Raw genomic sequence first — 18,011 nt, 5'->3', positions numbered from 1 at the left:
TTTCATTTCCCCTCCTCACTCTCAGGAATCATTGTTATAGCTTTCTGCGGACAAACTCTCATGCATATGCCACATCCTTTGCAGTAGTTATAATCAATGAGAACCCCTTCCCTTCTGACATCAATAACGTTTACTGGACAGTAGATCTCACAGAGAAAGCATCTTGTGCATTTGTCATTGTTGACAATTGGCCTCTCCAATCTCCAGCTTCCAGTCCTCCCTCCTGCTCCCTCAGATGGGAATGATATGGGAATTTTGTCGCTTGTCTCCACAATTCTCAGGTTCACTTCCATGGAAAATCACCCTCAAAATGAACCTCTTCAAATGCCCTCTTCACTGCTCTCGCATTTTTCTCACCAAGCTGGCCTTCAAATTTTTCCCTCACTGCTTCAATGAGGGAATTCAGGCTAGGCATGGCATTTATTTTAACGAGAGCGCCAAGAATTGGAGTGTTGACCAAGGGCCAACCAGCAATAACCAGGCCCTCTTCCAGGGCAATCTTTGTTGCATTTATTGAGTAAACGCTTATCTCTCCTTCCCTCTCGACCTTGCTCGCAAAGAAACTTCCGCTTCCCTGCTCAGCATTAACTATCAGCTTTCCTCCTTTTTTTATCCTGACTCTCTTGAAATCCTGAAAGTTGAACAAGCCTTTGTCAAGGACTACTAGGGAATCTGCTCTAAAAAACATTCCATGCCTGAGAATTCTCTTCTTATCTATTCGCAGAAAAGCAAAGACTGGGGCACCTCTCCTCTCTGCACCATAAAATGAGAATGCCTGCGCTTCATATCCCTCCTTGCTAGCTGCTGATGCCAGCAGCTCAGAGGATGTAACAGCTCCCTGCCCTCCTCTTCCATGGAATATTATTTCTAGCATCACCATCACTAAATTACATTTGTCAATATATTTCTAAACATTCATTATATTAAAATATTTATTGTATTAATGCTTTCTGTAAATAATAATAATTTGTTTTTTACTTAAAACAAACTTTTAAATAGTGTTGCTGATAACAATAAGCCTATTTCAAATGCACTATCATACGACTTTATAATGTAGAGCAATCCCCCCTTGGACCTTTTCTTTTCCAAGGACTTCAATTTCATTAATTTCACAAGTGTTCATAACATGTGTGCCAGAACAAGGTATCGAGTTGATTCCATCTATTGAGATAATTCTATAGGAGCTGAGGACTGGAAGCCTCTCCAAATTTGGAACATTATTTAGCTTTGAGAACAGCTCCTCTCTTGAAATGTACACAACTCTCACTGCTCTGCATGCTCTAGCAGCCTCATTTGCCACCAACTCCACTTTCTCTAGGTCCAAAGGATCATCATTCTCTATCTTATATACTACATAAGCGCCTTCTGGTGAGTGACTTGCTGATATTGTTTCTACATACTTTCTCATAACAGCGTTGACGGCATAATCGAGTATGTGTCCTGCTGTATGTGCTTTCATTATACTGTACCTTCTATTCCAATCGATGCTTAGTTCAACTCTCTCTCCAGCGTGCATGAGCTCTCCTTGCTCCAAAATTCCATAGTGAATGAGAACATCATTCACATCAAGTACCTTTTTCACGGATAGCTTGAAATTTTCTCCCGTGATCTCCCCAGCATCACTGGGCTGACCTCCCCCTTGGGGATGAAATATGGTTTCTTCAAGAATAACATAGCACTTCCTTCCTCTCTCGCAAATTCCTGCAATAACACTAGTTTCTAATTTCTTTATATATGAATCTTCTAAATATATTCTTCTTGTTTTTGGCTTTCCATCAGCAAAAGCCTTTACATCGACCATTTTTTATTCCTCTCCAATTGCTTGCAAAAATTTTTACCTCTAAGCAGTTCTCTTTCTCTCGATCAAGCTGGAGAGAGAGCTCAAATCCAATTCTCCTACTCCTACCGGATATTTTATTCCCATTTCGGTCAAAATTTGTGGATGAACTTCTCCCAGGATCCCAACAGGAATGCCCTCAACACTGACTTTAGCTGTTCTTCCCTGAAGCAAATAATCAATGCTATCTCTTCTGAAAACAACATCTTTACTGAAATTCGATAGAATGGAATATATTGGGGCTTGAATTTCTTCAAAGCTCAGCTCATCTTTCATTATTGCAAGAGCAATAGTCCTTCTCTGCAATATTCTGCTTCCACCAATAACGACATTTTCTCCAATTTCAAAGATTTTCAGCGGCAATTCAACATGCTGATTTTCCCTGAGAACTAGGAGAAGAGAAATTATGTTGGTTGGTCTGACAAACTTCATATTTTCTGAAACAGGGTTTTTTATTCTCATTATTCTTTCTCCTTTCCTTAGAAAAAGATTTGCTTCGTCACCTGTCAATACAAAACCGGAAACTTCCTGAAAGCCGAGACCCACAGCATACATCCTTAGAATTCTCGAAATCCTCGAAAATCTCTCAAGTGAGCCCTCTGTGGAAAAGCTCGGTCTCATGGGAACTATTCTGCTATATCCATATGCCATTGCAATATCCTCAACGAGATCGACTGGATGCAGAATATCAGATCTATATTCAGGCACTGTGACTCTGAACAGAAAATCTTCAGCTTTCTCCACACCCAATCTCATTCTCTCCAATAGATCAGCTATCTCCTTTTCATCAAGCTTTAGTCCCAGAACTTTTTCCGCATAATCTTTCTCCAGAGCTAGCTGGATTTTGTTCAAGAGGGGATCTTTCCTCCTTTCTCCATTTGGCTTCAATACATGCACTCTTTCTATAATACTCCCCGTTTTTTCATTCAAAATGCTTGTAATTAGATCGAGGGTCTTCAGAACAGTCTCCTCATCGATACCTGTTACATCAATTAGCAGATCTTTTGTATCAGGCTCAATTCTGGTGATTTCAGAATTAATCACAGGAGGGAGACTTATGATTTCATCGCCAGAGAAAATAGCAGGATGGGCTCCTCCTATCAATGATATTTCTCCATAGCTTCTACCTTGAGGAGTTCCCGATAGAACCTCCCTTATCTTTTTCTTCTCTCTTATACCAAGGGGGAACATTTCATGCTCGAGCGTTACCATTGTGTATCTCAGATCCTGGCTCGGAATCTTTCTGAGATCGTGAATCCCAATAGCCATCTTTCTTCTGTTCCTTCCTATGGTTATATGCAGTTTTTCTTGAAACTGAATAAGCTCTTTAAGACCTTCCTCTCCTAGCTCAACTCCCCTCACAATCCCTATAGCTATAAAAGGTCTACTTGGAACCTCATCAACCTTCAGCATGTAACTCGAATCCTGTATCCTTGGCTGGAACAACCCCTTCTCGTACCCAATCAATCCTTTTACCGCTCTTGCGATGCCCTCGCTGATAAAGAGATCTGGCCTGTCGCTGTTGACTTCAACTTCAAGCAATCCATCCGCTGTAAGACTTGATTCAGATTTCAGAGAGAAGAGAATTTCGTTGAGTTTTTCTAAAGCTATTCCTCTGTCTCCTATGAAGCTTATCAATCTTTCGGGGTTTAAGTATAGAACTGGCAATTGGAATCACCTCAAATTAGCGATTCAATTCTTTTTGAGAGAGCTTCTCTCAGCAGCAAGACATCTCTTGAGTACAGTTTTCTTATATCATCTATGTTGAGCAAGGCCATTGCTAGTCTGTCGAGGCCCATACCCCAGGCTCCCACCGGAACATTGACATCTAAGATTTCCAAAACTTCTGGTCTGAATAAACCAGCTCCAAAAACTTCAACCCAACCCAGTGGTTCGATTTTTATATATCCTTCTACGCTGGGCTCCGTGAAAGGAAAATAAGCTGGCTTAAATCTAACTTCCTTCAAGCCCATTTCCTCGAAGAACTCCACTATCGCGCCGAGCAGAAAAGAGAAGTTCATGTCTCTATCTCCAATTATTGCATCAAGCTGATAGAATTCTGGGAGATGTCTTGAGTCAATGAGATCCGGTCTAAAGACCTTTCCTATGGAAAAAAATCTAAATGGTGGCTCAGGTTTAGATGCTAGGGTTCTCGCAGATACAGCAGTCATCTGCGTTCTGAGTATGAGTCTAGCAGCATTTTCCTGCTTCCACTTGTACCTCCAGCCCTTGCTTCCGCTCTTCCCTCCGCTCTCATGTACTGTCCTAGCCCTCTCGACTAAATTTTTATCAGCATATAAGTTTTCGTTGTCTAGGTCTATCCAGAATGTATCATGTATTTCTCTGGAGGGATGGTCTTGGGCTTGAAATAGAACATCGAAGTTCCAGAACTCAGTCTCCACAATTGGCCCTACAACTTCACGGAATCCGAGGGATTTTAGTATATCTTTTATTCTCTCAATAAATAGCATGTAGAAGCTTGGAATGCCGGGATGCTGTCTTGGAGGAAGTGCTTCAACATTGTACTCCTTTATGTAGGCCTCCCTCCATCTTCCACTGGTCAAATCCTGCGATGTCATTTTTACCAATACTTCCGATTGAGTTTCAATAGCTGTTTTAGCTGCAGGCATTTCCGCCCTAACTTTTCTCACTTTCCTAAGTTCTTTCTCGATCAATCCTCTTCTCATCAGAGTTTCCAGCCTGCTTTCTAGCTCTTTTTCCAGAGCTTCGCCCCTTCCAATCCTCTTGAGAACTTCCCTATCAATGGTGATCTCGTTGAGTCTTTCCTTGACTAGATATGCTTTTCCTTCCTTCACTTCAACTACTCCTCTCTTTCTAGCAGCACCAAGGGCTATTTGAAGAAGCTTTCTTCCCAAGCGATTTTCTAGCTCAGGTATAGAAAGAGGGCCGGAATTTAGAAGGACTGATGTTAACTTTTCTTCCGGCAATCCGTTCTCCAAAGCCTCTTTTCCTTCATTTGTAAGTCTGTAGTTTAGAGTATACGATACTTCCTCTCTAATCAGTCCTTTTGATTTTAGGAGCTCTATTAAAGCATTTACGGTAGATGAGGGGAAGCCAGTTAGTTCGGAAAGGAAATTCACTTCAACATCTTTACCTAAATTTATCAAAACCGCAAGCAGCTTTCTTTCTCCCTCCGTTAATGTTGCTTTCTCCATAGCTGAACCCTTTTTCACATTCAGTAAATTAAACTGAATAAGTTTGCTAATTAAAAATATTAACTGAGCTCCTCATACCCAATTGGGGAACGTTTATGAAGCTGGGAATTATAGGAGCTGGATATATGGGTCAGGCACACGCTAGAGTTCTCAATGAAATTGCTCCAAAATTCGGCCACTCTCTATCGTTTATTGTGGAGCCAGATGAGCAGAAGGCAAAGATGGTCTCCTCAAAATTTGGAGTGAGGTTTTACAAGGATATAGATGAGGCTATTAGGAGCGAAGGAAACGATGTTATTCCCGTTGTAGCTTCCCCAACATTTACACATTTGGAAATTTTGGAAAAGCTCATTGAGAGCGGAATAGAATATATATTCGTGGAAAAACCTCTAGGCGATGACGTTCAGAAAGCAAAAGAGCTTGCAGGAAAATATCCAAAATCTATTCTAGAAAAGGTAATGGTGGGACATATAGAGAGATTCAATCCTGCCTATCAGGAGCTGAAAAACGCAATAGCTGAAGGAGTGCTTGGAAATATCATCTCAATCACATCGAGAAGGGTTGGACCATTCGTGGCGAGGATATCGGATGTGGGGGTTGTGCTGGATCTAGCTATTCATGATATAGATCTCTCTATTGATTTGGCAGGCAAGACTCCTGAAAAGGTTTATTCATTCTACTACTATCGCTATTCGAAAGACCACGAGGATTCCTGCTTTATACTTCTCGACTATGATACTCACATACATTCGATAGAGGCGAACAGGGTAACACCCTATAAGGAAAGGAAAGCTATAATAACAGGGACAAATGGAGTCGCACAGTTGGACTTCATGCAGCAAAGCTTAGAGGTTTATACGGGAAAGTGGAAAATGGAGAGAATGATTCAGAAAAGAGAGCCTCTCACTATAGAGGATGAGGCCTTCCTTTCATCAGTTGCCAGCGGAAGTAGAGTACCAATAACATTCTTTGATGGATTGAAGAACCTAGAAATTGCTCATAAGGCCCTTGAGAATGGAAAAAATAAAAGGAAGAGTCAAGAATAAAAGCGGTTAGCTTAATTATAATAGAGTTCTATTTTGGAAGGGAAAAAATTATTTGATCCTCATTATTGCCTCCAGAGATTCTACTATATCAACTGGTCTAACTTTTCCCTTCTCCTTTAGATAGCTCCCAACAGCAAGATAAGCTAATAGAAGGTAGTCTAGTGATGCTGTAAAGCCCATATGTCCTATCCTAAGTATTCTCTCTCTGAGCTTTCCCAGACCTGTCCCCAGCATTATTCCATATCTGTTCATTATCCATTGGCTGGCTTCAATTGATGAAATATCGCTGGGGAGGAGGACTGCTGTAACTCCTGGACATGCGCTCTTTATATCTCTTGGAAATAGCTCAAGTCCAAGTAGGGAAGCAGCCTTCCATGATGCCTCTCTAATCTTCTCGTGCCTCCTGTATACATTATCTTCCCCTTCGTTTATCATTCTAATTAGCGCATCGTCAAGCGCTCTAAGGTGGTTCATTGAGTGAGTATATGGAGTCATCTCTCTATTTTCCAGAAATCCCCTCCACTGGGAGAAAGAAAGGTAGAAAGATTTTGTGTTCTTACTGACTGAGTATTTCCATGCCTTGTCGCTAATCATTAGTATTGTTAGTCCTGGTGGCAAATTCAAGGCTTTCTGACTTCCACCTATGAGAACATCCACCTTCCATTCATCAGCATAAATTGGAGTTGTGAACATGCTGGATACTGCGTCTACAACTACATATTTACCAGATTCAGAAGCAATTGGAGCAATTTTTTCAACTGGATTCAGTACCCCTGTTGGAGTCTCGCAGTGAACCATATAAACTGCTTTGGAATTGGGACTCTGCTCTATGCATTTTTCAGTTTCATCGGCTGGAATACCCTCTCTTTCATCCCACTTACATACCTTTGATTTTCTTCCCGTCAAATTAAGTAAATCGGAGAATCCATCCCCGAAAAAGCCATTTGAGAGGACTAATCCCTCTTCCCCCTCTTCTAGCAAATTGATTATGCTGGCTTCAAGGCCGAGCATTGCTTCTCCAAGCATTATCAATGCTCTATGATTCCACGAGTTCAGTAATCTAGCAAGCTTCTGATAAATTCCATGGTAAAAATCGTAGAAGGATTGATCGAGATCAGGGTTTTCCACGTCCTTTGCAAGGGAGAGAAGCAGCTCTCTCGGCATCTCAGTTGGGCCAGGAGTGAGAATTAACTTGTGTGTGAGCAAATCATTGCCCTTCTTTTCCATTAATCAGCCCCCCTACATTTTTCTTAGTAGTATTTTCAAGAAAAGGCGCGATATAAAATGTATAGTAATGAAACAACAAAATAAGACTTTTCAGAGAGTAAATTTTTATTTTCAGATTGAAAGAAGAAGTATTGAGCCCCGCCAGTCTCACGTCCGCAGAAATGCCAGAGGCAGATGAAGATGAAGCTGGAACGGTAAGGCGGGGGAAATTTCCTTTCTATTTAATTTTAATTTCTCTCAGAAAATCGAAGAAGTGTAGCAATATGTATGGAAAAATCGTTTCATGCCTATCATAATCGAACAGGCCCTGCTCATCAACTATCTCCAGACCATTGAAGGTTCCTATTATTTTTCTAGCTAAAGTGTAAAAGCTCTCTGAGTGAGCTATCCTCGCGATTGGTAGCTGTTTTTTCAATAAATTCGTTATTTTTATTGAATTCTCCCTCAGAACTTCAATGGAAGATACACAGCTTTTTTCCTCTACACCTTTCAGAGCATATGTAATTGGAAAAATTCCCCCACCAGTTATAGGCTTTTGCATTCCAAAGGCATCACCAATAAAAGTTATATCTCTGATTTCCTGCCTTTTTGGGGGAGGGCCAGTGCTTATCCATCCTCCATACCTTTCAATCTCAATTGGAGTATTTAGGTTGTAAACTTTTGTCAATAGTGATATGCTATTATTCAGGTTTCTTGGATTTGATGTTCCTGCTCCAACGATTACCGTATTCTCAGCTGTGGGAAAAATCCAGTAGAAAAATCCCTTAGCTATAGATGGATGGAAGCCGACAGTAATGCCCTCAAGTTCATGCTTTGCTCTATAAACAACATTCAATCCAAACACTTTTTGTTCATTTTTCAAGTATTTTAAAAATTTTTTTGATATCTCTCTTCTAATTCCCTCAGCAACTATTACGTGGTCGAAATATGCAGAATGGCCTCCAGCAATGATGTGATTCCTCCCATCTAAGGTGGCTTTTTTTCCAAGAAATGCCTTTCCCCCTAAATCTTCAAATAAATGAAAGAGCTCTCTCTCCAGACAAGCTCTATCAAGGTGAACTATCTTGTATTTAGAAAAAAGCTTCAATCTTCCCTCAAACGGAATCTCGAAATTGATCGAAGAATAAAATGAATCTGTGCACTTCTTTCCGGCATATTCGAGCTCCTTCTGAGTTCTCTCTGATATAAGTCCAGTACAGTGCTTGGGATATCCTATGCTCTGATGCTCTTCGTAGAGAAATACATCGCAGCCAGCTTTAAGCAGTTTTATAGCAGAGAGGATCCCCGAGATCCCTCCGCCAATAATTCCGACTTTCAAGGCAAAAATCCTTCATGGAGCTTTCAAGCTTCTAAATATAGTTATTCTTCTGGAGAGCTCCTCCAGCTCCCTCCAATCATTGAAGCTCATTTTCCATCCAGAAGCTCCGGCATTTTCTACTACCTGCTCAGGAGATTTTGCCCCAGGTATTACAATTATGTTGTCATAAGAGCTTAGCAGCCAGTTCAGAGCAACTTGCGGCTGCGTTTTATTATATTTAAGCGCAATCTCCTTCAGCTTCTCCAACAACGGGTATATTTTCTCAAAATTCTGCTGAATGAATATTGGTTCGCTTCCCCTTACATCAGTGAACTTTGGAAGATTCTCAAGGGTGTACTTTCCTGAGAGTGCTCCCTTTGCAAGTGGGCTCCAACTTATTAAGCTCATACCAGTGCTCAATGAATAATGAATTATTTCCTTCTCTGCCTCTCTTTCAATCAAGTTATATCTAACTTGAATGCTAACAACATCTTCTCTTGAGAGGCAGCTTCTGGCTTCCTCTATCAATATCGGTGGAAAATTGCTCAATCCTATGTAATCTATGAGGCCCATGAAGACCAATTTTTCCAGCGCTCTCATGTACTCACATGTAGGAATATTATTCCACAAAGGAGGAGAGTGCACCTGCATTAATTCAACGTGATCCGTTTGCAGTCTTCTCAGGCTTCCTGCTACTGCATGCAGAACATCGTGCTCTGCTAGAAACTCTCCTGGAATTTTTGTTGCAATGAGAACGCTATCCCTAGCTTTCAATTCCTTGATGGCTCTACCAATGAACTCCTCGCTTTTTCCCAATCCATAAGCTATGGCTGTATCTATGAAATTAATCTCATGCTCAATAGCAGCTGCTATAACTTTTTTGGCAACTTCATAATCGAGAATTCCCCAAGATTCGCTGAACTGCCATGTTCCTAATCCAACTTCACTTACTTTTTCCTCCGTTAATCCAAGGTTTCTAAATTCCATGAAGTTCATCTCTCCTTAATTCATGTTCATTATTGCTTATTATTTTTTCTAGACTACTTTTCAATTTCCGAGCATTGGAAACTCAACAAGGAGGAGCAGAACGATGTTTAAAAATTGCTGAATAAATATGCGAAAATTTTATTATTAATATGATTAGAAGTTGGTAATAGGTGAATGTTATGTCTTGGAAATTCAATCACCCACCTAGAGCGCTCACCATTGCTGGTAGCGATTCGGGAGGAGGAGCTGGGATCCAGGCAGACTTGAAGACTTTTCTTGTCCATGGAGTTCACGGAATGAGTGCAATAACTAGCATAACAGCTCAGAACACCAAGGAAGTTACTGCAATACATGATGTTCCCCCAGCTGTAGTTGTAAAACAGATCGAGGCAGTTGTTGAGGATATAGGGGTCGATGCAGCAAAGACTGGAATGCTTAGCAGCAAGGAGATAATTGATGCTGTAGCTTCGGTTCTCAGCAAGTACGATTTCCCACTTGTTGTGGATCCAGTAATGGTAGCCAAAAGCGGGGCTCGCCTTCTAAGAGAGGATGCAATTGATGCTCTTAAGAGCAAAATTCTTCCAAGAGCAGAGGTTGTAACACCTAATAGAATGGAAGCTGAAGTTCTTTCGGGACTAAAAATAAGAAATATTGAAGATGCTAAAAGGGCTGCTCTTGTCATTCAAAAGGAGTTTTCCCCCAAAGTAGTTGTTGTAAAAGGGGGACATATAGAGGGAGATAGAGCATCAGATGTTGTTTACTACAATGGTGAATACCACATTCTATCAGGAAATTGGATAGAGGAGGGATGCACGCATGGAACTGGATGCTCCTTCAGCGCCGCCATTGCTGCTAACTTAGCCTGGAAGCTTGATGTTATATCATCCATTAAGCGCGCCAAGGAATTTATCACTCAATCCATATTTTACGGAACAAAAGTTGGTGGAGGGCATTGCCCAGTTAATCCTGGTTCTTGGATCGAAATACCAGCTGAGCGCTTCAGAATACTGCAGTCGCTGAAAGAAGCTGTTAAAATCCTCATAGAAAATGGGGAAGCAGTATCGAAGCTATATCCAGAAGTAGGCATAAACTTCGTGATGAGTCTGCCAGCCTGGTATGCGAGAACCACAGAGGATGTAGCTGGATTTCCTGGTAGGATTGTTCTTATTGGAAAGAAGCTAGCTGCTCCTTATCCTCCGGAATTTGGAGCTTCCAAACATGTAGCTAGTGCAGTGATCTCCATGATGAGATTCGATCCGAGCAAGAGGTCTGCTATGAATATAGCTTATACAGATAACTTAGAGGAGATAGCAGAACAGCTGGGAATTAGAACTTCCTATTTCGATAGAATGGAGGAGCCTCCAGAAATAAGAAATAAGGAGGGTGCCACCACTCCTTGGGGAATCGAAGTGGCAGTTAGGAGGGCAGGAAACAAGATACCAGATTTGATCATAGATAGGGGAGGATTTGGAAAGGAACCCTTAGCATTTGTGTTCGATACGGATCCCTTCGGGGTTGTCGAAAAAGTAATAAGAATAGCGAAAAGCGTGAGGTGAAAAGACACAAGCATACTTAGTTTTTGAGAATTAACAGCGGGTAAAGAGTAAAAATAATCATCAATAAATATCTGGAAAGAAATAGTTAAATCTAGGGTGTGAAATTTGGAATGCATAAAAGTCTTTTATCATGGTCATGCGGCCTTTCAGATACAAACAGAAAAAGTTTCAATCATTATTGATCCTCACGACGGATATAGCATAGGATTGAAGCCCATAAACACGAAGGCTGACTTGATTCTGATAACACATGACCATTTCGATCACAATGCAAAGGAAAATGTCTCAAAGCCGAACTCAGTTGTGTTTGATATGTTTGAAGGAGAGAAGGAGATCGAAATAAATGGAGAGAAATTGCTGTTGAAAGGAAAGAAGGTTTCACATGATAAGGAGAGTGGGAAGAAGAGAGGATTTGTTTCAACATATCTCATTGAGTTAAAAGGATATCGTCTTCTTCACATGGGAGATGTAGGAGAGATGCCAAAGGATGATTACTTTGAGTGGCTGGGAAAGGAAAGGGTGGATGTCCTTTTCATCCCGGTAGGAGGATACTTTACCATAGATCCTTCTGAGGCATGGGAAATAGGGAGCAGAATAAATCCGAGATATCTCGTTCCCATGCACTACTGGAGAAGCGGAATGAACCTACCAATCTCCCCTCTAAAGGATTTTCTAAAGTTCGCTAAAGCTGAGGTGATCTCGACAGAGCAGCCTTTCTCTCTATGTGAGAAGGGTACTTCAGATGAGAGGATGAAGATATTAACCTTCAAAGGACTGGAAAAATAGCGCATTCATTCCGTATCCTTAATTATTTTTATTCTGGGCTTCTTTATTGTGGCCTCCTTTTCCATCTTATTAACATATAGCAGAATCGCTTTTCTAATTATGTCGCTCCTATTTGTCCCAGTTTCCTGGGCCAGTAGGTCAATTCTCTCCAGCAGCTCCTCATCGATTTTAAATGTAATAATCTTCAGGGTCATCTCTTTTCCCTTCAGTTATATATTATGAGTCATTTTATTATTAGCATCTCGGTCGTGGTATTACCATCTTATTCTATATATAAAAAGACTTACAGAGAATCTAATAAATATTAATAATTCAGTATTTTTCTTGAAAGGGAAAGACTAATGCCAACTGTTCATCTTTCTTTGCCGGATAAGCTATATGAGGAGCTAAGGCAAGTTGCTGAAAATTATGGCATACAAGTTACAGATCTCATAAAAGTTCTGATAAAAAATGGAATCGCACTAGCAAAAAATGGTAACCTCTCATCTGGTGCTATGGATACAGGAAAAATAAATGAGCTCGCAGAAAAGCTCTCCAGAGTGGAAAGCACAATAGAGGATATCAAAAAACAGTTTGAGAGACAAGGCAAAATACAAGCTTCAATGATAAAGGCTCTAGAAGAAAGAACTCTGAACCTGGAATTCATGATAGAGGAAATAGAAGAGAAAGTTGACAAGGAGAAGCAAATATTTCAGCCTCAGCTAATAGATAGATAATATTCTCTCTTATCTATAAGAAGGACTGAAAGCTTCCTTTTCAGCATTTTCATTAAGCAGATTAGCAAATCAGGAAAAATTAAAAAGGTCATTTTCTGAAAAAATATTTGCCGCATGCCTTGTAAAAAGGCAGCCCCCCGTAGCTCAGCGGTAGAGCGGCCGGCTGTAGTGAGACGGTCCCCACATGATCTCGCCGATACCGGCAGGTCCCGGGTTCGATGCCCGGCGGGGGGACCTTACATTTATTATACAATTCCTATCCCAGCCATCTTCCAGCTTATCCTTAATTTTCAAACAGGTAACAGCATTAATATTAATCCTAAAGAAAATCTCCTCTTTAGATATCTTATGATTAGGTAAGGTGATTTTTTTGCCCAATGATGCTATAAAAGCCAAATCCCTATGGAAAATCTACAATAGCAAAAGAAATTCAATAACCGCTCTCAAGAATCTCTCTCTTACTATGGAGAAAGGAAAGATAACAACTTTGCTCGGAAGAAATGGAGCCGGAAAAACAACCTTTCTGAGAATAGCTGCTACACAGCTATTGCCAACAAAGGGAGAAATTGAGGTTCTCGGATACGATGCTATTAGTCAGCCCTATGAAATTAGAGAGAGAATAGCTGTTATACCTCAAGATGCAAAGCCACTTCTCTTTCCATCACCCATTGAATATATAGTAGCTGTGCTCACAATGAGAGGCTTTTCCTTTGGAGAAGCAAGAATAAGGGCAAAGGAGGTTTTGAGAGAACTTGAGTTTTCAGAAGCCGATATGAATAAGGCTGCCTGGGATTTAAGCGGAGGTTTTCAAAGGAGGCTTCTCTTGGCTGTTGTTCTGGCAATGAATGTTGAGCTCATCATGCTGGATGAACCCACCATTGGACTCGATCCCCTTGCTAGAAGGGACTTGTGGGGAAAGATTGCTCTCTTGAAGAAAAAAGGAAAGACAATACTGCTCACAACTCATTACATGGATGAAGCTGAGAAGCTCAGCGATAAGGTAATCATAATCCATAATGGTGAGAAGATAATCGAAGGAGAACCCAGCTCGCTTCTGAGCAATTTCAAGTGGAAGAGAAAAGTTGAGGTTTTAGATGAATGTGATAGAGACATGATGATGAAGTTTGGAGAAGTGCATGGCAGCATGCCCCCATACATAATTTACCTAAATGACGACCTCGAAAGCGCTATTAGCTACTTGAATGAAAGAGGATGCAGAGCAGTAGGCAGTGTAACCACACTCGAAGATGTATTCCTCAGATCTGTGGGTGAGGAGAAATGGAAGCTAATTGGAGAAGAATGATTGTGCAGGCACGAGCAGCGCTAGCTCTAGCATGGTTAAATGGAATAGTTGCAGCGAGGCGAAATCCTCTTTGGATGATAAGCAATATTGTACCTCCAGCATCATTCCTCATACTTATGCGATTATATGCTAGGCCAGATATGCTAATGTTTTCCCTTGTTGGAGGTCTTCTGATGATAATTTCATCTAATGCAATAGGCCTAATGGGAGATACGGTATTCTACAAGAGGGAAGTAAAATTTCAGGACATGATGGTTGCAAGTCCAATAAGACCAGTTTCATACCTTATGGGTTTGATGCTGAGCGGGCTCTTCTTCTCTATTCCAGGTATAGGCTTGTTCGTTGTACTCATGGTATACTACAATATCCTGAACCTATCAAACCTAATTTACTATATCTTTGCGCTACTTCTCTCTCTTCTATCTCTTTCCGGTCTCTCATTTACTTTGGCAACATTCGTAAAGGAGCCGAGATTTGTTTGGCCTCTTTCCGGAATACTTTCGTTTGCCATCTCAGTTATTCCTCCAGTATATTATCCATCAACAATACTTCCTCCATTAATAGCAAAAATCTCCATGATTGTCCCAACAAGTTCAACAGCAGCTATCCTTCATTACCATCTTGGACTTATTCCAATGCTGCCAATCAATGAAATATTTTTATGGATAATTCTAGTTGTGGAGATGATATTGTTCATGGAAATAGCTATGTACAGAAGCAGATGGCGTGAGATCTGAATTCGAATGTGTAATTTTCAGCGATATGAGCCTTAAACCAAGCATTTAAGCTCCATATTTTGGTTCCAAAAATGTAAAATTCATGAATCTTCATGTTCGAGATATCTTTCACTTCTGTCAGCCCATTCCTCATATAGCTCCTTTGCTGATGGCATATTACTTCCTCCCTTTCTCCCTACCTTCAAGCCAGCATATATGATGGCCTTTCCTAATGAGTCCTCCGCGCTTTCTCCAGAAAAGTAACTGGTCAAAAAAGAGGAAGCAAATGCATCTCCAGCTCCAAGTGTATCTATAGCTTGAAATTTTTTCTTCAATTTAATAGCAGCAATTTTTCTTCCTCCGCTATAAACTTCTCCACCATCGCTTTTCTTCAATACAAGCAATCCCTCTATATATGAAGACAGTCTAGAGGCAGTATCCCGTGGTGAAAGTTCAGGTGCAATATTCATTGCTTCCCTTTCGCTTATGAATATGACTGACATTCTCTTAGCAATCTCTACAATACTCTCTTCAGGGCTTTTTGAAACAACTCTACCAATATCCCACGTTATCCTTTCTCCTAAATCAATTGCTGTGAGAAAATTAAGGAGCTCACCTATATTTCCAATACTCAGGGAAGCAATATGAATTCCCTCAACACCTCTTAGAGCTTTTTCCATTTTCTCATCGAAGTAAATAGGCTCCGAGACCCCCAATTTACTGAAGATTCTGACTCCTCCAAAAGTATCTCTTATAACTATGCAGAAACCTGTTCTGCCTTCTCTGATTCTTAAACCACTCATTTCAAGATTTCTTTTCTTAATGAAGCTTCTGAGAAAAAGCCCCCTCCTATCTCTCCCAACATTAGCAATAAGTACAGGAAGATTTCCTAATTCCTTCAGTCCAACGGATGTATTCAGGGCTGAGCCGCCTGGGGATGAGAAGTTCTCAATTATCCTGTACTCATCGTCCGTTTCAGCTATCCTATCAACAACATATTCATGATCAACCAGGGCATGTCCTATGACTGCCACCTTCATTAAATTTTCCCCCTGGCAGCCTTAATGAATTCTTCAGCCTCTTTCCTATCAATTCTATTTCCTGCTTTTTTTCCAATCTTAATCGAGGTTCCCACGATTACCCCATCTGCATGCTCAAGTAACCTAGCTATGTTTTGTTTTGTTGCACCGCTTCCCACATATACAGGAACGGGCGAAATTCTCTTTATCATTTTTAGCTCCTCCTCAACCGGAGGTTCCCCAGTTCTCATACCCGTAACAATGATGGCGTCAGCACCACCTCTTTCTACAGTATCCATCAAGATGCTCTCCATAAATCCTTCTTCCTTTCCTCCAATCTTAGCTTCCATCTCTTTGAGAGAAAGATAATATAAGCTGCCAGCATGCTTAACCAATATATCAGCAAATACTTTCACACCTGGATAGTTTAGCCTTACATCCCGCATCGCTGTTGATTCAGCCTCTATAATGCCTGAATCTGATATGATCGTCTCAGAAAGAGCGTTCACTCGCACAAAGTCAGAACCAGTGGCTACTGCTATTGAGTAGGCCTCTCTTCCAGAGTTTCTAAGAACGTTTATTCCCACCTGAATACTGACAGACTTCCTCACTTCTCTGGCTATTACTGAAAAAGCTGATAGGGTAAGGGGATCGCTCACTCTTTTCAAGTATGGAGTATCCCCAAAGTTCTCGATGATTGCCCCATCATATCCAAGCTCTTCCAGAATTCTGGCCTCCTCCACAGCAAATGCTGCTATGTCACCAACACTATTTTTTACGGGATATGTTATGGATGGTAGTCTGGGAAGATGTATGACTCCTATAATCCTGGGGAAAAAACCTCTCATTTTCAAAGCCTCATAATTTTTTGTATAAAATTTCTAATTCAAGGATAAAAAGGAAACGCCGCGGCCGGGATTTGAACCCGGGTCACGGGCTCGACAGGCCCGCATACTAGGCCAGGCTATACTACCGCGGCTCGCTCTAAACTTAATTGTAGTTAGATTATAAGTTTTATGCCTTTTCTCTCTTACTCAAAAATTCTCTCAAAACGAAGAGTGCGCAGAGAATGGCTACAGTCACTCCACTCCAGAAAAGTTCAAGCATTGACAAGTTCAGGGCAGATATTCCTATTATTACAAAAGATAGTAGTCCCAAAAATACGCCATGCTTAAGTTTGTAGTCAGCAATTTTGTCCATTCCCTTATATTTGTAGTACAAGTAGGATGAAACATTTATTAAGTAAGGTAGATCGGTCCCAATTACAAGGCCTATAACCATGAGCTGGAAGAAGTATTGAGGCACCATTGATAGAACTACAGATGGAATTGCTGCTATCAATGTTGAAATGATATGCTTGTCTCCGAGCTTTTTATCATATTTTGAAATTGAAATTGGTATTACACCTTGCTCAGACCCTGAATTTATAGAGGCACTCAGGCTAAGAACTCCTATCAACATCGTAGTTGCAATTGCAAGGAATACTGCCATCGAGAAGATTACCTTAATGCCTTGATTGCTCCCCAGGATTTCCAAGGCAAAAGAAAAGGGAGATGTTTGCGCTTTAGGATTTGTGAGAAAATAACTATATGGAACAACGGCATGCAGCGAAATAACAAGAGCTGTATATACGATTGCTGTAGCTATAATTGAGACTGCTGTAGCTTTTGGAACGACCCTTTCAGGATCCCTTATCTCCTTGTACAGGGATGGTATCCCGACCCAGGCGCCGTATGCACCAATAACTATTCCTATGGATGAGAAGAAGCTAGAAATATTCAAGCTATTGCTTGGAATAATGTTGGATAATTCTCCTCTAGAGGATATTGTTGAGATGTAAAAAATGGTTACAACTAGCAGCGCTGCTGTAAGAGCATAGTTCACTCTGGAAGCCCTTCTATAACCAGAAATTGAAATCAGCAAAATTGCTATTACCATGATCGGTGGAAGGATTGCATAAAAATTCTCCAGCATTGGAAAGGAAAATGATAAATACATCGGAGCTGCTATCGCTCCTATGACTATAGCTATTGTCCAACCAACAAAGAAGCCCATCAAAGTTAAGAATGAAAGCAATTTGGATATGAAGCTATCTCCAAATACTAACCTTGTATATACTGCTGGACCTCCATTAACTTTGAAAGCGCTGGATAGTTCTGAATAAATGAGTCCCACAGGTATCATGAGCAAGCCTGCAACTGGCCAAGTCAAAACCTCCCAGCTGCCTATCATCTTTGCTACTGTACCTGGAAAAACAAATATTGCCAGTCCGAACATTCCTCCTATGCCCATCATTACAGCTTCAATGTATGTTATTTTCCTGCTCAACTTCATCACACTAAATT

General features: G+C 40.8%; 18 protein-coding genes and 2 tRNA genes. 7 read left to right on the top strand and 13 right to left on the bottom strand.

Annotated features, from left to right (window positions below):
- Positions 1-2: 2 nt before the first annotated feature.
- The 5 genes from QXR92_07090 to QXR92_07070 all read right to left on the bottom strand — a co-directional run bounded on the left by QXR92_07090 (position 3) and on the right by QXR92_07070 (position 5,013).
- On the bottom strand, positions 3-293 hold the full coding sequence (locus QXR92_07090) for a 4Fe-4S binding protein (protein MEM0319763.1): 291 nt from the start codon (positions 291-293) through the stop codon (positions 3-5).
- Entirely contained in the window at positions 284-874 is a 591-nt protein-coding gene (locus QXR92_07085; GenBank protein ID MEM0319762.1) for a 2-oxoacid:acceptor oxidoreductase family protein, read from the bottom strand. Before QXR92_07085 ends, QXR92_07090 begins: the two co-directional genes overlap by 10 nt.
- A 162-nt stretch (positions 875-1,036) precedes the next feature.
- On the bottom strand, positions 1,037-1,801 hold the full coding sequence (locus tag QXR92_07080) for an alanyl-tRNA editing protein (GenBank protein MEM0319761.1): 765 nt from the start codon (positions 1,799-1,801) through the stop codon (positions 1,037-1,039).
- Between the two features lie 39 nt (positions 1,802-1,840).
- Entirely contained in the window at positions 1,841-3,505 is a 1,665-nt protein-coding gene (pheT, locus tag QXR92_07075) for a phenylalanine--tRNA ligase subunit beta (GenBank protein MEM0319760.1), read from the bottom strand.
- Positions 3,506-3,516: 11 nt separating this feature from the next.
- On the bottom strand, positions 3,517-5,013 hold the full coding sequence (locus QXR92_07070; GenBank protein ID MEM0319759.1) for a phenylalanine--tRNA ligase subunit alpha: 1,497 nt from the start codon (positions 5,011-5,013) through the stop codon (positions 3,517-3,519).
- 95 nt (positions 5,014-5,108) lie between these two features.
- Between QXR92_07070 and QXR92_07065 the strand changes: the two genes are divergently transcribed.
- A complete protein-coding gene (locus tag QXR92_07065) occupies positions 5,109-6,059 on the top strand; it encodes a Gfo/Idh/MocA family oxidoreductase (GenBank protein MEM0319758.1) in 951 nt (316 codons plus the stop codon).
- A 48-nt stretch (positions 6,060-6,107) separates the two neighbouring features.
- Here the strand turns inward: QXR92_07065 and QXR92_07060 are convergent, their stop codons facing one another.
- The 3 genes from QXR92_07060 to QXR92_07050 form a co-directional block, all read right to left on the bottom strand.
- On the bottom strand, positions 6,108-7,286 hold the full coding sequence (locus tag QXR92_07060) for an alanine--glyoxylate aminotransferase family protein (protein MEM0319757.1): 1,179 nt from the start codon (positions 7,284-7,286) through the stop codon (positions 6,108-6,110).
- A 217-nt stretch (positions 7,287-7,503) separates the two neighbouring features.
- Positions 7,504-8,604 carry an NAD(P)/FAD-dependent oxidoreductase gene (locus QXR92_07055; protein ID MEM0319756.1) on the bottom strand — a complete coding sequence of 367 codons (1,101 nt, stop codon included), beginning with the start codon at positions 8,602-8,604 and terminating at the stop codon, positions 7,504-7,506.
- 12 nt (positions 8,605-8,616) lie between these two features.
- Positions 8,617-9,570, bottom strand: a complete 954-nt coding sequence (locus tag QXR92_07050) for an aldo/keto reductase (GenBank protein ID MEM0319755.1) — start codon at positions 9,568-9,570, stop codon at positions 8,617-8,619.
- A gap of 179 nt (positions 9,571-9,749) precedes the next feature.
- Here QXR92_07050 and QXR92_07045 point away from each other — a divergent pair, with 179 nt between their 5' ends.
- Both QXR92_07045 and QXR92_07040 read left to right on the top strand, forming a co-directional pair.
- Positions 9,750-11,126, top strand: a complete 1,377-nt coding sequence (locus QXR92_07045; GenBank protein ID MEM0319754.1) for a bifunctional hydroxymethylpyrimidine kinase/phosphomethylpyrimidine kinase — start codon at positions 9,750-9,752, stop codon at positions 11,124-11,126.
- Positions 11,127-11,231: 105 nt separating this feature from the next.
- On the top strand, positions 11,232-11,912 hold the full coding sequence (locus QXR92_07040; GenBank protein MEM0319753.1) for an MBL fold metallo-hydrolase: 681 nt from the start codon (positions 11,232-11,234) through the stop codon (positions 11,910-11,912).
- A gap of 5 nt (positions 11,913-11,917) precedes the next feature.
- Here QXR92_07040 and QXR92_07035 read toward each other — a convergent pair whose 3' ends face one another.
- The gene (locus tag QXR92_07035; protein ID MEM0319752.1) at positions 11,918-12,106 is read right to left on the bottom strand and encodes a ribbon-helix-helix domain-containing protein; all 189 of its coding nucleotides are present in this window, start codon (positions 12,104-12,106) and stop codon (positions 11,918-11,920) included.
- Positions 12,107-12,253: 147 nt separating this feature from the next.
- On the opposite strand from QXR92_07035, the gene QXR92_07030 reads away from it, so the two are divergent.
- The 4 genes from QXR92_07030 (at position 12,254) to QXR92_07015 (ending at position 14,668) form a co-directional block, all read left to right on the top strand.
- Positions 12,254-12,628, top strand: coding sequence for a hypothetical protein (locus tag QXR92_07030; GenBank protein ID MEM0319751.1), 375 nt, complete (start codon positions 12,254-12,256; stop codon positions 12,626-12,628).
- Positions 12,629-12,761: 133 nt separating this feature from the next.
- Positions 12,762-12,862: transfer RNA gene (locus QXR92_07025), tRNA-Tyr, on the top strand.
- Between the two features lie 136 nt (positions 12,863-12,998).
- Positions 12,999-13,931 (top strand): ABC transporter ATP-binding protein, encoded by a 933-nt coding sequence (locus QXR92_07020; protein MEM0319750.1) that lies wholly within the window; start codon positions 12,999-13,001, stop codon positions 13,929-13,931.
- Complete coding sequence (locus tag QXR92_07015; GenBank protein ID MEM0319749.1) at positions 13,907-14,668, top strand: ABC transporter permease; 762 nt, start codon at positions 13,907-13,909, stop codon at positions 14,666-14,668. The genes QXR92_07020 and QXR92_07015 overlap by 25 nt, the downstream gene beginning before the upstream one ends.
- 80 nt (positions 14,669-14,748) lie before the next feature.
- Here QXR92_07015 and QXR92_07010 read toward each other — a convergent pair whose 3' ends face one another.
- The 4 genes from QXR92_07010 to QXR92_06995 form a co-directional block, all read right to left on the bottom strand.
- Positions 14,749-15,687, bottom strand: coding sequence for a carbohydrate kinase family protein (locus QXR92_07010; GenBank protein MEM0319748.1), 939 nt, complete (start codon positions 15,685-15,687; stop codon positions 14,749-14,751).
- Complete coding sequence (locus QXR92_07005; GenBank protein ID MEM0319747.1) at positions 15,687-16,514, bottom strand: BtpA/SgcQ family protein; 828 nt, start codon at positions 16,512-16,514, stop codon at positions 15,687-15,689. The genes QXR92_07010 and QXR92_07005 overlap by 1 nt, the downstream gene beginning before the upstream one ends.
- Before the next feature lie 56 nt (positions 16,515-16,570).
- A tRNA-Asp gene (locus tag QXR92_07000) sits at positions 16,571-16,645 on the bottom strand.
- A gap of 35 nt (positions 16,646-16,680) precedes the next feature.
- Positions 16,681-17,994, bottom strand: coding sequence for an APC family permease (locus QXR92_06995; GenBank protein MEM0319746.1), 1,314 nt, complete (start codon positions 17,992-17,994; stop codon positions 16,681-16,683).
- Positions 17,995-18,011 lie beyond the last annotated feature (17 nt).

The organism is Fervidicoccaceae archaeon (genome assembly GCA_038734945.1).
Taxonomy (GTDB): domain Archaea; phylum Thermoproteota; class Thermoprotei_A; order Sulfolobales; family Fervidicoccaceae; genus ARK-14.
Note: the sequence above shows the minus strand (reverse complement) of the source record. Positions and strands in the feature narration are given on the sequence as shown.

Bases quoted from the DNA above. Each gene is read 5' to 3' on its own strand.
- QXR92_07035 (MEM0319752.1), bottom strand. From the start codon at position 12,106: ATGACCCTGAAGATTATTACATTTAAAATCGATGAGGAGCTGCTGGAG.
- QXR92_07065 (MEM0319758.1), top strand. From the start codon at position 5,109: ATGAAGCTGGGAATTATAGGAGCTGGATATATGGGTCAGGCACACGCT.
- QXR92_07090 (MEM0319763.1), bottom strand. From the start codon at position 293: ATGGAAGTGAACCTGAGAATTGTGGAGACAAGCGACAAAATTCCCATA.
- QXR92_07070 (MEM0319759.1), bottom strand. From the start codon at position 5,013: ATGGAGAAAGCAACATTAACGGAGGGAGAAAGAAAGCTGCTTGCGGTT.
- QXR92_07050 (MEM0319755.1), bottom strand. From the start codon at position 9,570: ATGGAATTTAGAAACCTTGGATTAACGGAGGAAAAAGTAAGTGAAGTT.
- QXR92_07030 (MEM0319751.1), top strand. From the start codon at position 12,254: ATGCCAACTGTTCATCTTTCTTTGCCGGATAAGCTATATGAGGAGCTA.
- QXR92_07060 (MEM0319757.1), bottom strand. From the start codon at position 7,286: ATGGAAAAGAAGGGCAATGATTTGCTCACACACAAGTTAATTCTCACT.
- QXR92_07010 (MEM0319748.1), bottom strand. From the start codon at position 15,687: ATGAAGGTGGCAGTCATAGGACATGCCCTGGTTGATCATGAATATGTT.
- QXR92_07045 (MEM0319754.1), top strand. From the start codon at position 9,750: ATGTCTTGGAAATTCAATCACCCACCTAGAGCGCTCACCATTGCTGGT.
- QXR92_07005 (MEM0319747.1), bottom strand. From the start codon at position 16,514: ATGAGAGGTTTTTTCCCCAGGATTATAGGAGTCATACATCTTCCCAGA.
- QXR92_07085 (MEM0319762.1), bottom strand. From the start codon at position 874: ATGCTAGAAATAATATTCCATGGAAGAGGAGGGCAGGGAGCTGTTACA.
- QXR92_07080 (MEM0319761.1), bottom strand. From the start codon at position 1,801: ATGGTCGATGTAAAGGCTTTTGCTGATGGAAAGCCAAAAACAAGAAGA.
- QXR92_07015 (MEM0319749.1), top strand. From the start codon at position 13,907: ATGGAAGCTAATTGGAGAAGAATGATTGTGCAGGCACGAGCAGCGCTA.